Source organism: Pragia fontium DSM 5563 = ATCC 49100, assembly GCF_900112475.1.
Classification (GTDB): Bacteria; Pseudomonadota; Gammaproteobacteria; order Enterobacterales; family Enterobacteriaceae; genus Pragia; species Pragia fontium.
Map to the genome: position 1 here is coordinate 64872 of NZ_FOLW01000005.1, position 14845 is coordinate 79716.

A 14845-nucleotide genomic window follows, 5' to 3' on the forward strand; every position below is an offset into this window, starting at 1 on the left:
AATTAAAAACGAGCTCCAGACTGTTTATCTGGTGGCGGAGGTTTACGTGAAGTTTGAATTACAAACCAAAGATGGACGCGCAAGACGCGGTCGATTGATTTTTGAGCGTGGCGTGGTAGAAACACCGGCATTTATGCCTGTGGGAACCTACGGTACGGTGAAAGGAATGACGCCGGAAGAAGTTAAAGACACTGGTGCACAAATCATTTTAGGCAACACTTTTCACCTGTGGCTGCGTCCGGGGCAAGAAATCATGCGCCAGCATGGCGATCTGCATGACTTTATGAACTGGCACGGTCCGATTCTGACGGACTCCGGTGGCTTCCAGGTATTTAGTCTGGGGGATATTCGTAAAATCACCGAAGAAGGGGTGAACTTCCGTAACCCAATTAATGGTGATGCCATTTTCCTCAGTCCTGAAAAATCAATGGAAATTCAATACGATCTCGGTTCTGATATCGTGATGATCTTTGATGAATGTACGCCATATCCGGCAGATTGGGACTATGCTAAGCGTTCAATGGAAATGTCATTACGTTGGGCGAAGCGTAGCCGCGATCGTTTTGATGAATTGAATAATAACAATGCGTTGTTCGGTATTATTCAAGGCAGTGTATACCCAGATTTACGTGATATTTCAGTAAAAGGGCTGGTAGAGATTGGATTTGACGGTTACGCTGTGGGCGGTTTGGCCGTAGGTGAACCAAAAGAGGATATGCATCGCATTTTAGAGCATGTATGCCCTCAGATTCCGGAAGATAAACCTCGTTACTTAATGGGGGTAGGTAAACCGGAAGATTTGGTGGAAGGCGTGCGTCGTGGTATCGATATGTTCGATTGTGTGATGCCAACGCGTAATGCGCGTAATGGACATTTGTTTGTTACGGATGGAGTGGTTAAAATCCGTAATGCTAAATATAAGGATGATACAGCAGCGCTGGATGAACACTGTGACTGTTATACTTGTCGCAACTATAGTCGAGCCTACTTGCATCATCTGGATCGCTGTAATGAAATATTAGGTGCGCGATTAAATACTATCCATAACCTAAGATATTATCAGCGTTTAATGGCCGGTTTACGAGAAGCCATTGAGCAGGGTACATTAGAGCAGTTTGTTTCTGATTTTTATGGTCGGATAGGTAAAACTATTCCACCTTTAGCTAATTAATTTACATAACCAACCAATGAGGAATCTCGTTAATGAGTCTTTTTATTTCTGACGCAGTGGCAGCAGCAGGCGCACCGGCTCAAGGTAGCCCATACTCTTTAGTTATCATGCTGGTAGTATTTGGTCTGATTTTCTATTTTATGATTCTGCGCCCACAGCAAAAGCGTGCAAAAGATCATAAAAATCTGATGAGCTCAATTGCTAAGGGTGATGAAGTATTAACCAGTGGTGGCTTAGTTGGTCGTGTAACTAAAGTATCTGAAACAGGTTATATCGTTATCGCTCTGAACGAGAATAATGAAGTAACTATCAAGCGTGACTTTGTTGCTGCAGTTCTGCCTAAGGGCACAATGAAAGCGCTTTAATTAAGCGCTATGTTTTTTGCTTTTCCCGAAGGGAAACTATTGTGTTAAACCGTTATCCTTTATGGAAGTACCTGATGCTGGTCTTTGTGATCGGCATTGGTTTGCTTTACGCACTTCCCAACCTATATGGTGAGGATCCGGCAATTCAGATTACTGGCGTGCGCGGTGGCGCCGCCAGTAATGCTACGCTGGGTCAGGTTGAAGATGCTCTAAAACAACAGAATATTGAAATTAAGTCGGCCGCATTAGAAGAGAATGGCTCTTTGATGGTTCGATTTGATAGTACTGACGTTCAGCTTCGCGCCAGAGAAGTTCTGGCCGAGTCTTTGGGAGACAAGTTTGTTATTGCGTTGAACCTTGCCCCAGCGACCCCGGTCTGGTTACAGGCTATTGGTGCTGAGCCAATGAAGCTGGGACTGGACTTGCGTGGTGGTGTGCACTTCTTAATGGAAGTGGATATGGAAACCGCCATGTCGAAGCTGCAAGAACAGACTCAAGATTCCATTGAAAGTGAATTGCATGCTCAGGGCATTCCTTATACTGAAGTGGTTAAAAGCAGCAACTTTGGTGTTGAGGCGCGTTTCCCTGACTCAAATGCCCGCTCAAAAGCCGTTGATTATCTTACCCCTCGTCATCGCGACCTGGTGTTAACCATGGGCGATAACAACAGCTTTACCACTTCGATGACAGCAGAACGTTTAAGCGAAGCCCGTGAATATGCGGTTCAGCAGAACGTGAATATTCTGCGTAACCGGGTGAACCAGTTGGGTGTTGCCGAACCAGTGGTTCAGCGTCAGGGTGCTGACCGTATTGTGGTTGAGCTACCGGGTATTCAGGACACGGCTCGCGCGAAAGAGATTTTGGGCGCTACCGCGACGTTGGAATTCCGTTTAGTGAATACCAGCATCGATGCGGCTTCAGTATTGCGCGGTCGTGACCGCAGCAAAACTGAAGTGAAATATCGTCGTGATGGTTCACCAGTCGCACTGTATAAGAAAGTGGTGCTGACAGGCGATCACATTACCGACTCCACGTCCAGCGCGGATGAATATGGCCGCCCGCAGGTTAATATCTCTCTGGATAGCGCCGGCGGTAATATTATGTCCAACTTCACCAAAGACAGCATCGGTAAAAATATGGCGACGCTGTTTGTGGAGTATAAGGACAGCGGTAAGAAAGATGCTAACGGTAGATCGATTCTTGAAAAACAAGAAGAAGTGATTAACGTGGCAACTATTCAGTCTCGTCTGGGTAACAGTTTCCGCATTACCGGTATTGATAGCCCGGCAGAAGCCCGTCAACTCTCCTTGTTACTGCGTGCTGGTGCTTTGATTGCGCCAATTCAGATTGTGGAAGAGCGTACTATTGGCCCATCAATGGGACAGCAGAACATCACCCAGGGTCTGGAAGCCTGCTTCTGGGGACTGATGGTGTCCGTGATCTTTATGCTGCTGGTTTATCGCTTCTTCGGTCTGATGGCCAGTGCTGCACTGGTGGTTAACGTTATTCTTATCGTGGGTACCATGTCGCTGTTGCCGGGGGCAACGCTGAGCATGCCGGGTATTGCCGGTATTGTACTGACGGTGGGGATGGCGGTTGATGCCAACGTACTGATAAACGAGCGAATAAAAGAAGAGCTGAAGAACGGTCGTAGCGTTCAACAGGCGATTCATGAAGGGTATAAAGGCGCATTCAGCAGTATTCTCGATGCTAACCTGACTACACTGATTACCGCCGCGATTCTGTACGCTGTTGGTACCGGTTCGATTAAAGGCTTTGCCATCACGCTGTCTATCGGCGTCTTGACTTCCATGTTCACTGCGATTGTAGGTACCCGCGCCATTGTAAATCTGGTGTACGGTGGCAAGCGCGTTACTAAGCTGTCTATTTAAGGAGTCTGTTGTGGCAGAGGAATATAAAGTAGAGCAGCTTAACCACGGACGCAGAGTCTATGACTTTCTGCGCGTGGGTAATGCGGCTTTTATCATCTCCATGGTCCTGGTGGTTGCCTCATTCGTTATTATGGGAATGAAGGGCTTTAACTGGGGTTTGGACTTCACTGGCGGTACCGTTATTGAAGTAAAACTAAGCCATCCGATCGATCTGGAGAAAGTACGTAACCAGTTAAATCAGGAAGGATTTAAAGATCCTATTGTGCAGAACTTCGGTAGTAGCCGTGATGTGATGATTCGCATGGCGCCTATTGAAGGGATGAACAGTGAAGTTCTGAGCAACAAGGTGCTGGATATTCTCCATAGTAACTCAGATGACGGCGCGGTAGTTAAGCGTATTGAGTTCGTGGGGCCAAGCGTCGGGGCTGAACTGGCTCAGTCGGGTCTGATGGCGATTATCGTCTGTTTGATCTGTATTCTGATCTATGTCGGCTTCCGTTTTGAATGGCGTCTGGCCGCCGGTGCAGTATTTGCGCTGGCGCATGACGTGGTGATAACGCTGGGTATCATTTCATTTTTCCAACGTGAAGTGGATCTGACCATTGTGGCCGCTATGCTGTCGATCATCGGTTACTCGCTCAACGATACCATCGTAGTGTTTGACCGGATGCGTGAGAACTTCCGTAAGATTCGCCGCGGTACGCCTTACGATATTATGAACGTTTCATTGACTCAGACCTTAAGCCGTACTTTGATGACTTCTGGTACCACCTTGTTAGCGGTACTGTGTTTGTTATTCTTCGGTGGCGAAATGCTGAAGGGCTTCTCGGAGTCGTTGGCGATCGGTATCCTGTTAGGAACGGTCTCTTCGATTTGGGTTGCTGCTTATATGGCTCTGAAGATGGGCGTGAAGCGTGAGCATATGATTCCGCAGAAAATAGAAAAAGAGGGTGCCGATCAGCCTTCAATTCTGCCGTAAATAAACATCAAGACTGAATGAGAAAACGCTCATTATTGTTATCTATACTGAGCGTTAAATCTTGTAATGGAAGTATTGTGAATGGCTATTTTTAGGGATAACTATGTCAGTACATTTAATTCAGATTCAAGATTTCATTCAGTCTTATGTTAACGCGATTGCCGTTATCCTTAATGTTGGGGTAACGGTTGTCGATAAAGATCTGGTTCGTATTGGTGGCACTTCCCCTTATTCTGACCAAATAGGTCAAACCATCAACCACGCCTCGTTTTATAAGAAAATCATTTCTACTGGCAACCCCGGCATTATGTGCAAATCGCTGGACGATCAGCTGTGTAGCCAATGTAATTTCTATGATGAATGTCCAGAATTAGCCGATATTGCTTATCCTATTCGTTATGAAGATGAGGTGGTGGGCGTTATTGGGATTATTGCCTTTTCCGAACAAGCCAAACATAAACTGATTGAAAATGACAGTAACTATAAGAATTTTCTCATGCATATGAGTATGTTACTGGAAAGTAAGTTACTGACTTTACGACAAAATCATGAGCTGGAAGAAAAGCTGGATGGCGTGATGTCAATTGCCCGGCAGGAGATCAACAATAGCCATTTTGTTGGGCAGGATAGCAAAATCATCAATATGCTCAATTTGGCTGGGCGGGTGTGCAATTCAGACTCTACCATTTTGATCACTGGTGAAAGCGGTACCGGTAAAGATGTGCTGGCCAAAGTGATCCACGGTATGAGTACCCGAGCAGATAAAATGATGATATCCATTAACTGCGGAGCGATTCCAGAAAGCCTGATTGAGAGCGAACTATTTGGCTATGTTGCCGGTGCGTTTACCGGTGCCAATAAGAAAGGCCAGATTGGTAAATTTGAGTTAGCGAATAACAGCACGCTGTTTCTGGATGAAATTGGCGAAATGTCGCTGTCTGCTCAAACCAAGCTACTCAGGGTTCTTCAGGAGAAAGTGGTTTTTCGCATCGGGAGTGATATTGGCATTCCGGTTAATGTTAGGGTTATCTGCGCCACAAATCAGAACTTATTAACATTGGTGGCAGAAAATAAGTTCAGAATGGATCTCTACTATCGTATTAATGTGCTGCCGTTTGAAATCCCACCACTGCGCGAGAGGCTGCAGGATATCACCGTGTTAAGTCAGGTATTCCTGAATGATTTTAATGATAAGTTGCGGAAAAATATCACGCTGGCTAAACAGGAGGTGATTGATATTTTTACCGGTTATTCATGGCCGGGTAACGTTCGGGAATTAAAGAACATTATTGAGTATCTGGTCAATATTAAAGACGGTGGCGATATTGAGCTGGAAGACTTACCCTCCCATTTTATTTCCAGTCGCTTACTTCAGGAGAGTGAAAACGCTTCGCTCAAATCACTGCTGTTAGCGCAGGAAAAGCAGATTTTGAAAAATTTGTTGGTTTCCGCCCCGACGCTGCCGGATAAAAAAGATCTGGCTGAAAGACTCGGCATTTCTCTCTCTTCCCTTTATCGGAAAATGGGGCAATATGATTTGCAATAAATTATTCTTAAATTTTGGAAATTCATTCTCAAATTTTGGAAATTAATTGCATAAAGAAAGTACACTCTTTACTTATTGTTTTTAAAGCTATTTTTATTTTTATCGGTCATCATCGCTAAGTTGAAAATCGATTTTGTTGATCAAGCTCTCCTTTTTAATTCCAATCCTTTTCTTTTTTATTCCCATTTATAAGAAATCTGACTTCTGATTATTCCCTTTCGCTAAGTCTATAAAATGTGATTGCTATCTCATAACCAGATCTTTTAAAACAGTGAAATTAAATTAAATCAATATGTTATGTTTATTTATAACCTGTTTTGGTTATTTTGGCATGCCCGTTGCATAGCATATAAGAATAGTGCTAATAAAAGTGAGATAACGAGTAATGCTGAATTTAAGGTTGATAAACATTCTTCGAGACGAGATGGTACCTGCATTAGGGTGTACCGAGCCGATTGCTATTGCGTATGCAGCATCGATTGTTTCTAAGACTTTAGGTCATATGCCTGAGCGTTTGCAGGCGGAGTGCAGCGCAAACATTGTTAAAAATGTGAAAAGTGTGATTGTGCCGAATTCAGGGGGAATGAAAGGCATTGATGCCGCAGCGATAGTGGGCGCTTATGCCGGTAATTCGGATAAACGTCTGGAAGTATTATCGGACGTTACCGCAGAACAGGTAGACGTTTGTAAGGACTTATTAGACAAATCTATTTGTGAAGTGACTTTGTTAGACAGCCCGACGGTATTACATATTATTCTCACCGGCCATTATCAGTCTGATGTGGTGAGCGTCGAGATTAAAGACAGTCACACCAATGTGGTGAATATTATCAAAAATGGCCAGGTTATCTTTTCGCAGAATACGGCCGCGATAGGTGATGAGGTTGATGAAGAGCAGGATGATAAGTTTTCAATAGAGGACATTATCCATTTTTCTCGCTACGGTGACTATTCTCCGCTGATTGATATTCTGGATTTAGAGATTCGTTGTAACTCCAGTATTGCTCAGGAAGGGTTGGAAAATGATTATGGTATCAGCGTTGGGCAAACCATCCTGATGACCAATGATAATAATGTTAGAAATCGAGCCAGAGCGCTGGCGGCCTCCGGCTCAGATGCGCGGATGAGCGGTTGTGATATGCCAGTAGTGATTAACTCCGGTAGTGGTAATCAGGGGTTAACGGTCTCGTTACCGGTGATTGAATATGCCAAAGAGTTGAACGCCAGTCAGGAGCAGTTACACCGGGCGTTAATACTGAGTAATCTGGTAGCGATCTATGAGAAAAGTTATATCGGTAAGCTTTCGGCTTATTGTGGCGTAGTGTGTGCCGCCAGCGGTAGTGCCGCGGGTATTACTATGTTAAAAGAGGGAACGGATGAACAGATTCAATATGCGGTAATTAACACATTGGGTACGCTCTCCGGGATGATTTGTGACGGAGCAAAACCTTCTTGCGCCTCCAAAATTGCGACCTGTATCGATACTGCCATTAGTTGTCATGAGATGGCGATGCGTAATCGGGTGCTGAATGATGGAGAAGGGATTATAAAGAGTAATTTGGATTCAACCGTGAAAATGGTTGGGCGCCTTGCCAGCCAAGGTATGAGAAAAACCGATAGTGAAATTTTGAGCATCATGCTTGATAACAGCGGAGTGTAAAAATGATTAAGACAGAACGTCTACAAGCTGATATTGAAGCCTTACGCGCGATTAGCGACCCCTGCAATGGTGGCGTGACCCGTATTGGTTTCACTGAGCGCTATCGTCAGGGTGTGGAGTACGTTAAGCAAAGAATGCAGGAATGTGGTTTAACCACCTATGAAGACGAGATTGGTAATCTTTATGGCGTGATGGAAGGGCAGGACAGCAGCGCCGCGAAAATTATCAGTGGTTCTCATCTTGATACCGTCAGAAATGCCGGTGCGTTTGATGGGATTGCCGGGGTCGTTTGTGCGCTGGAAGCGGCAAGAGTAATTAAAGAACGGGGCATTAAGCTTAAGCATACCTATGAAGTGCTCGGTTTCATTGAGGAAGAAGGCACTAATTTTGGTCAGGTGCTGCTTGGTAGTCGCTTTATCTCCGGCGATTTAACGGATGCGGATAAAGACCGCTTTATCAGCAAAGATAAGCAGCCACTACGCGAAGTGTTATCCAACTATATGCAGGGCATTGAAACCGTGCCAGCTTGTCGTAAGAACGACAATATTCTGGCTTTTCTGGAAGTGCATGATGAACAAGGGCCGGTATTGCAGGAAACCAATACCGATATTGGTATTGTTCAAAGCATTGTTGCGCTTTCACAGCTGAGTATCTCGATTACCGGCTTTGCTGGTCATGCCGGCACCGTACCGATGAATCTGCGTCAGGATGCAGGCCTCGCTGGCTGTTCGCTGGTAAGCCGCATGACCAGCTATGTTCTGCGGAAATACACTAACGAAGCAACGTTTACCGTGGGTAAATTTTCCCTGCTGCCAAATTCATCCAACTGCATTCCCAATAACTGTAGTTTCACGATTGATTTGCGTTCCGGGACTCAGGCCATCGTCGATAATGTGCTCGACTATTTGCAGGACATGAAGAAGCTGGTAGAACAGGAATATAACGTAACGATTGACGTCAACATTGATTCTTATAAAGACGAAGTCGTTATGGACCAAGGATTGCAGCAACTGATTGCCGAAAGTTGTGACAAATTGGGCTTAAGCTACCGCAATATTAATAGCGGTGCAGGGCACGATGCCATGATCATGGCGAATCTGTGTAAAACGGCAATGATCTTTATCCCTTGCGACAGGGGGATTACTCACCACCCATTGGAAAAAGTGGAATGGGAAGATATGCGTAAAGGAACAGAACTGCTTCTGGAAACCATTTTGCGTCTGGATTCTCAATTTTAAACAATAACGTCAAAAATAAAGTTAATTTAAGGAAAACATCATGAGCACTGAAAAAAAAGTAGAAAGTAATAAAATCGCTGATGACTTAGAGCCGGTTTCTATGTATCAAATGTTTGCCAAAATGTTTGCTTTGGTGGCGAAAGAAGTGTCGGATGAATTTGGTGATGCCGGGCGTGAAGCGGTTAAGCGCGGCGTATGGAATTTTGGCGTTGAGCGCGGTAAAGATATCGCCCGCCGTGCTAAAGCTCGAGGTAAGCCAAACGACGCGGCTAACTATCTGGTTAGTTATGATATGGATCGCAGCGATGAGTTCGATTCCGTGGATACCTATGGTGACGATCAGGTCGAGCAGATCTTTTCTAAATGCGCTTTTGCCAAGCAGTTCCAAAAAGACGGCATGGAAGAGTATGGCATTCTGTATTGTGAAATGATCGATCCTTCTATTGCTTATGGATACAACCCTAATCTGAAGTGTATTCATGAAAAGCATTTCTTTACCCACGGTGAATGTACGTTCTGTTTCAAAATGGAAAAAGGAACAGAGTAATGACGCCCGAATATAATGAAATAGCGAACAGTTGGGTTTTATGGGTGGCGGCAGCGCCATCCCTCTTCTTCGTTTTCTTACAGGCTTGCTTATTTTTTCGTAAAAGTGTGAAGACTGCGAAGGCGCTCGGTATTTCCGATTCACAGGTGAAAAGTGCGATTCGTGGCGCATCGATATCTTCAATCGGCCCTTGTTTTATGATGCTGTCCGGCATATTGACGTTGATGTTATACGTTGGTTCTCCTATTGCCTGGCTGCGGGTCGATTTTATCGGTTCGGTAGCGGATGCCTTGATGGAAGCGGCATTTACCGCTCAAGGAATGGGCATCACCCTTGGGCAGAGTGAATTGGACGTTAATTTTCTCTGTGCGGCCACCATTGTGATGACCACCTGTGGTTTACCGTTTTTGTTATTTGTCTCTTTTTTCGCTAACAAAATGGACAAAGTTAACAAGGTAATGTCCGGTGGTAACGTCAAACTGATTCCGATTATTGGTGGTGGCGCCATGATCGGCAGTTTTGGTGCGCTGACCATGAATTTTGCTTATCCCCTCGGTGCAAATACTGTGGCAATTATTGTCTCGGCAGCCACGATGGCGACTATCGTGATTTATAACCGAAAAGCAAACTTGCAGTGGCTAAAAGAATGGGGATTGACCATCTGTATGATCATAGGAATGTCTGCTGCGGTCATCGCAAAATAAGCTGGAGCGTATGTCATGTCTAAAACCAATCAAGAAATATTTGAAAATGACTATATGCCATATATAGTTAGCCGAGGTAAATTTTGTACTCGGATCGTACTGTTAGTTGCTTATATACCGGTTCTGGTTTTACTGTTCTATTTTGACGCCAACCCAACGGCGGATAGTATTTTCACCGGAATGGTGTCGATGCTATCGATTTTATTACCCTGGTATATTGTGGATCCAATCTCTTTACAGTCGGTGCTGGGTGTTCCTGGGATGTATTTAACCTATATGGCAGGAAACTCGAAAGAGGTGCGCGTACCCGCTTCAACTCAGGCGCTGAATGCGGCGGGTTATCAGTTGGGAACTCGAGAAGGTACCGTTATTTCGGCCATCGGTATCTCGGTCTCCATTTTCATTAGCTTGAGTTTAATGACCTTCTTAGCAATCGCCGGTAACATGATTATTCAAATGTTGCCGCAAACTATGTTGGATGCTTTACAGTTTTTGCTACCGGCGTTGTTTGGTGCGTTATTTATGGATCGTTTACTCAATAGTCCGATGAAGCTATCACTCAGTGCTATTCCGGTTATCTTCATCGCTAAGGTATTAAGCGTGATCGGCGTTTTCGCGATATTACCTTTCGGTGGCGGTTATGCATCGATTATTATTTGCGTAGTTAGCTGTATGATTTTAGCCAAAGTGTTATGTGCCAATAATTCTGAAGAGGAAAAGCCGGTCGTAAACGGTGAAGTCAGTAGTTAGTGGTTACATCATAGAAAGTAGGGCAATAAGGTTAATAAATAGAGCCCCCCGGATTGTATCAGGGGGCTTCTTGAGAGGGGAGATAAAGTCATTTAATTTGATTTCAGCGAATGTTTCGTCCGTAAAAAGAACGTCGAAATATTCACTTTTCCTTACGGACGAAAGGGAATGTTTTTGAGTTAAGTGGGCGTCAGGCCTACGATTCTTAGGGGCGCTCCGGCAGCTAAAGCTGCTACGACCCCAACAGAATCCTCTCCTTCCGTTTATGCTTGGTTAACTATCCTATTCAAGCTTTAGAGGGAATATTCGGAAGCTATATAGCCTCCGGCTTTAAAACCCGCCAATTATGCTAACGTCGATATATCTACATACTGCTGTAGCGCAGAATGTTCTTCTGGTTCCGTTAAATAGGGTATTTCACCAATCATCGGCGCAGTAAGCCGCTGTTTTAATGTTTCCAGATAGGCAGAATAATGTTTATTTGGGGCTTGAATGTTGTTGGCTATCCAGCCGCTAAAGTAAACGCCTGCACTCAGTAAAGCTTGTTGAGTGAGCAGGGCGTGGTTAATGCAACCCAGTTTCATTCCCACCACCAAAATCACGCTAATTTGTTGCTGGGTCACCCAGTCAGAGAGGTTTTGTCGATCGCTTAATGGGGTAAACCAGCCACCGGCACCTTCGACTACCACGATATCCGCTTTCTGTTTCAAATGGGTTAATCCGGCAGATAGTTGTTCAACAACAATAGGGCGTTGTTCCAGACGGCTGGCGATATGGGGAGAGGTCGGTTCCAGTAAGGTAAGCGGATTAACCTCCGGATAAGTCAGACTCACCGAGGAATAGCGTTGTAATGCCAGCGCATCACTATTGCGTAAGCCAGAGGAGGTCATCTGACTACCGGAGGCAATCGGTTTATAACCGGCCACGCGATATGATGCTGATGAAAACGCCTGTAGCAGGGCGCAACTGGCAACAGTTTTCCCCACGTCGGTATCGGTACCGGTCACAAACCATACCTTGGCTAATGCGGGCTGATTGGCGGGTGTATCATTCACGATATAAAACTCCGGTTACTAACTGATAGCTAAGGGGAAGTCCCTGTTCTTGGTGTGGGTAGGCTTCTGCCAATTGTGTCAGACGACGGCGACCAGTGAGTCCTGCCTCGCGGCCCTGATGTAAATGGGTTGCCCCAATGCCCTTTAAGGTTTTCATTAGTGCGATAACATCAGGATAAAATTCAGTTTCCTGTTGCAGGCTCAACTGATGAGGAAACGGCTGGCATGCGTGTGCTATTGCCTCAAAGGAAAGAAACTGATTGATATGTGATTGTCCATCCACGTGCTGCCACGCTTGCGCTAATTCTGTTAGCGAGCCCTGAGCTAATGATGAGAATACTACCCGTCCTCCGGGGCGGACGACGCGGTGCATTTCCCTTAATGCGCCGGTTAAGCTGCTACACCATTGAATGGCCAGATTACTGAAGCACAGGTCTACGCTACCGTCAGGTAGAGGAATATGTTCGATATCGGCTAATAGATATTGATCGGCGCTGTCTGTTGCGCGAGATTGTTCCAGCATGCCTGCGGCCAAGTCCAGTGCAAGCACATGACAACCTGCGTCACGAAAACGACGGCTAAAATAGCCGGTGCCACAGCCTGCATCCAGCATGGTTAAGCCCGTATAATCACCGATTTTCGCCAAGAGTTTTTCACCACATAAGCGCTGAAAGTTTGCGGCTTGATCATAGCTGTTGGCCGCCCGGCTAAAGGCTGTCGCGATTGCCGGCTTATTCACCTTGAGTGGCTGTAACAGCATTGAGTACCTCCAACAAATGGTTGATGTCTTGTTCATGGTGCACAGCACTGAGGGTGATGCGTAAACGTGCGGTATCAGGAGGAACCGTTGGCGGGCGAATGGCACTGGTCCAAATTCCCTGTTCACTCAGATGTCGGGCTAAATCTATGGCAGCTTGGTTTTCACCAACCAGCACCGGTTGAATCGCCGATTGTGAATTCATTAATTGCAGACCAGAACCGGCTAGCCCGTTGCGAAACTGAGTAATGTTTTGCTGCAATTGCTGACGTAAATCGTCACCGGCGATAACCCGTTGCAGTGCGGCGCTGAGTGCACAGGCCTGTGCTGGCGGCATACTGGTGCTATAAATTAAATGGCGGGCAAACTGAATAAAGTACTCGGCCACCGATTCGGAGCAGAGCACCGCCGCACCGCTGAGGCCAAAGGCTTTACCAAAGGTGATCACCAACAGCTCCGGCTTTACCTTTTGTGCCGCGCAGGTTCCACGCCCTTGGCTACCGTTTACGCCAATTCCATGGGCATCGTCGACCATCAACCAAGCACCTGCCTGTTGACAGGCATGATGCAGCGCAGCCAACGGTGCACTATCGCCATCCATACTGAACACGCCTTCAGTGATTGCCAGCGTTTGTCCGGAGTGTTCAGCCTGCAATAGCTTATCAAGAGATGTCGGTTGATTATGCTGGAAGCGGCGCAGTGTAGCGGGAGAGTGCATCGATGCTTCAATAAGCGAGGCATGGCTGAATTTATCGGCCAAAATGCGATCGTTATTCTGCATTAACGCCGCAATCACCGCTTGATTTGCCGCATAGCCAGAAATAAACAGTAATGCGCGCGGATAGCCCAGCCAGTCAGCCAATTGCTGTTCCAGCTCGGCATGAGCGGTGGTAAATCCCGTGACATGGCCTGAACCGGCGCTTCCTACGCCATAGCGTTCGGCGCCTGATTGCCATGCGCGGATCACGGTGGGATCCCGGCTTAATCCTAAATAATCGTTAGACGAAAAGTTAAGATAACGCTGCCCATTGAGGCTAATTTCTCTGCCGCTACCGCTTTGACTCACAGCGCGCCGGCGATAAGCGTCAGCAGCACGGCGCTCAGCTAAACCTTGCTCAATTCGGTGTTGAAAGCTCATCAGATTATAGGGCTGCGTTGTAATACTGTTCGGTATCGGCGTGCAATAGCTGCTCGGTCAGGAGTTGCTGCTGTTGATTATCACCGTGTACGGTTTCGGTTAACTGTGAATTTAGGCCAAGTTTACGGAACAGCTGCACGTCTTTGTCTTCACCCGGATTTGGCGTGGTCAGGAGCTTACAGCCGTAGAAAATTGAATTGGCACCGGCCATAAAACACATTGCCTGCGTCTGTTCATTCATCTGTTCACGGCCAGCAGAAAGGCGAACATAAGAGGTTGGCATCATGATGCGCGCTACTGCAATGGTACGGATAAAATCAAATGCGTCGATATCGTCATTATCTGCCAAAGGTGTGCCTTTAACTTTCACCAGCATATTGATGGGAACGCTTTCCGGGACTTTGGGTAGGTTAGCTAATTGCACCAGTAAACCGATACGGTCGCGTACCGTTTCTCCTAGCCCGACAATACCGCCGGAGCACACTTTAATGCCGGCTTCACGCACTTTTTCCAGCGTATCCAGACGCTCCTGATAGCTTCGGGTAGTGATGATATTGCCGTAAAACTCGGGGGAGGTATCGAGATTATGGTTGTAATAATCCAGCCCCGCCTGTGCTAAACGACTAGCCTGTTGATCGGATAACGTGCCCAGCGTCATGCAGGTTTCCATTCCCATCTCTTTGACCCCTTTGACCATCTGTTCCAGATAAGGCATATCGCGATCGTGAGGATTTTTCCAGGCAGCGCCCATACAAAAACGACTGGAGCCTGCGGCCTTAGCTTGCCGAGCCGACGTCAGAACCTGTTCCACTGCCATGAGCTGTTCGGTGTCCAGACCGGTTCTATAACGGGCACTTTGCGGGCAATACTTACAGTCTTCCGGGCAATTACCGGTTTTGATGGATAGCAGAGTACTGACCTGAATCTTAAGAGGATCAAAATTCTGCCGATGTATCGTTTGGGCGGTGAAGATGAGTTCTAACAGTGGCGTATCGAATAACGCCTGAGTTTGTTCTGGCGTCCAACGTGGCATTTGGCTCATT

The 14845-nt window shown here is 46.2% G+C and carries 14 protein-coding genes; 10 read left to right on the forward strand and 4 right to left on the reverse strand.

Features of this window, described 5'->3' with window-relative positions:
* Positions 1–46 precede the first annotated feature (46 nt).
* From tgt to BMZ28_RS09135, 10 genes are all read left to right on the forward strand, one after another.
* Positions 47–1171, forward strand: coding sequence for a tRNA guanosine(34) transglycosylase Tgt (tgt, locus tag BMZ28_RS09090; protein WP_047781524.1), 1125 nt, complete (start codon positions 47–49; stop codon positions 1169–1171).
* 32 nt (positions 1172–1203) lie between these two features.
* On the forward strand, positions 1204–1536 hold the full coding sequence (yajC, locus tag BMZ28_RS09095) for a preprotein translocase subunit YajC (protein WP_047781523.1): 333 nt from the start codon (positions 1204–1206) through the stop codon (positions 1534–1536).
* A 41-nt stretch (positions 1537–1577) separates the two neighbouring features.
* Positions 1578–3428, forward strand: coding sequence for a protein translocase subunit SecD (gene secD / locus BMZ28_RS09100; RefSeq protein WP_074822582.1), 1851 nt, complete (start codon positions 1578–1580; stop codon positions 3426–3428).
* A 10-nt stretch (positions 3429–3438) separates the two neighbouring features.
* Positions 3439–4407: a protein translocase subunit SecF gene (gene secF, locus BMZ28_RS09105; protein ID WP_047781521.1), complete on the forward strand. Its 969-nt coding sequence runs from the start codon at positions 3439–3441 to the stop codon at positions 4405–4407.
* 103 nt (positions 4408–4510) lie between these two features.
* Positions 4511–5953, forward strand: a complete 1443-nt coding sequence (locus tag BMZ28_RS09110) for a sigma-54 interaction domain-containing protein (protein WP_074822585.1) — start codon at positions 4511–4513, stop codon at positions 5951–5953.
* Between the two features lie 385 nt (positions 5954–6338).
* The gene (locus BMZ28_RS09115; RefSeq protein ID WP_053007627.1) at positions 6339–7613 is read left to right on the forward strand and encodes an L-cysteine desulfidase family protein; all 1275 of its coding nucleotides are present in this window, start codon (positions 6339–6341) and stop codon (positions 7611–7613) included.
* Between the two features lie 2 nt (positions 7614–7615).
* Positions 7616–8851 carry a M20 family metallo-hydrolase gene (locus BMZ28_RS09120; protein ID WP_074822588.1) on the forward strand — a complete coding sequence of 412 codons (1236 nt, stop codon included), beginning with the start codon at positions 7616–7618 and terminating at the stop codon, positions 8849–8851.
* Positions 8852–8891: 40 nt separating this feature from the next.
* Positions 8892–9398, forward strand: a complete 507-nt coding sequence (locus BMZ28_RS09125) for an L-2-amino-thiazoline-4-carboxylic acid hydrolase (RefSeq protein WP_047781518.1) — start codon at positions 8892–8894, stop codon at positions 9396–9398.
* Positions 9398–10102 (forward strand): DUF5058 family protein, encoded by a 705-nt coding sequence (locus BMZ28_RS09130; RefSeq protein WP_047781517.1) that lies wholly within the window; start codon positions 9398–9400, stop codon positions 10100–10102. The genes BMZ28_RS09125 and BMZ28_RS09130 overlap by 1 nt, the downstream gene beginning before the upstream one ends.
* A 15-nt stretch (positions 10103–10117) precedes the next feature.
* A complete protein-coding gene (locus BMZ28_RS09135; RefSeq protein ID WP_074822590.1) occupies positions 10118–10852 on the forward strand; it encodes a hypothetical protein in 735 nt (244 codons plus the stop codon).
* Positions 10853–11196: 344 nt separating this feature from the next.
* Here the strand turns inward: BMZ28_RS09135 and bioD are convergent, their stop codons facing one another.
* The 4 genes from bioD to bioB are packed head-to-tail and all read right to left on the reverse strand — an operon-like array spanning position 11197 to position 14844.
* Complete coding sequence (bioD, locus tag BMZ28_RS09140; protein WP_074822595.1) at positions 11197–11907, reverse strand: dethiobiotin synthase; 711 nt, start codon at positions 11905–11907, stop codon at positions 11197–11199.
* Positions 11900–12667: a malonyl-ACP O-methyltransferase BioC gene (gene bioC / locus BMZ28_RS09145; protein ID WP_074822597.1), complete on the reverse strand. Its 768-nt coding sequence runs from the start codon at positions 12665–12667 to the stop codon at positions 11900–11902. The genes bioD and bioC overlap by 8 nt, the downstream gene beginning before the upstream one ends.
* Positions 12639–13802: an 8-amino-7-oxononanoate synthase gene (gene bioF / locus BMZ28_RS09150; protein ID WP_074822600.1), complete on the reverse strand. Its 1164-nt coding sequence runs from the start codon at positions 13800–13802 to the stop codon at positions 12639–12641. Before bioF ends, bioC begins: the two co-directional genes overlap by 29 nt.
* 4 nt (positions 13803–13806) lie before the next feature.
* Positions 13807–14844 carry a biotin synthase BioB gene (bioB, locus tag BMZ28_RS09155; RefSeq protein ID WP_074822603.1) on the reverse strand — a complete coding sequence of 346 codons (1038 nt, stop codon included), beginning with the start codon at positions 14842–14844 and terminating at the stop codon, positions 13807–13809.
* Between the last annotated feature and the right edge of the window lies 1 nt (position 14845).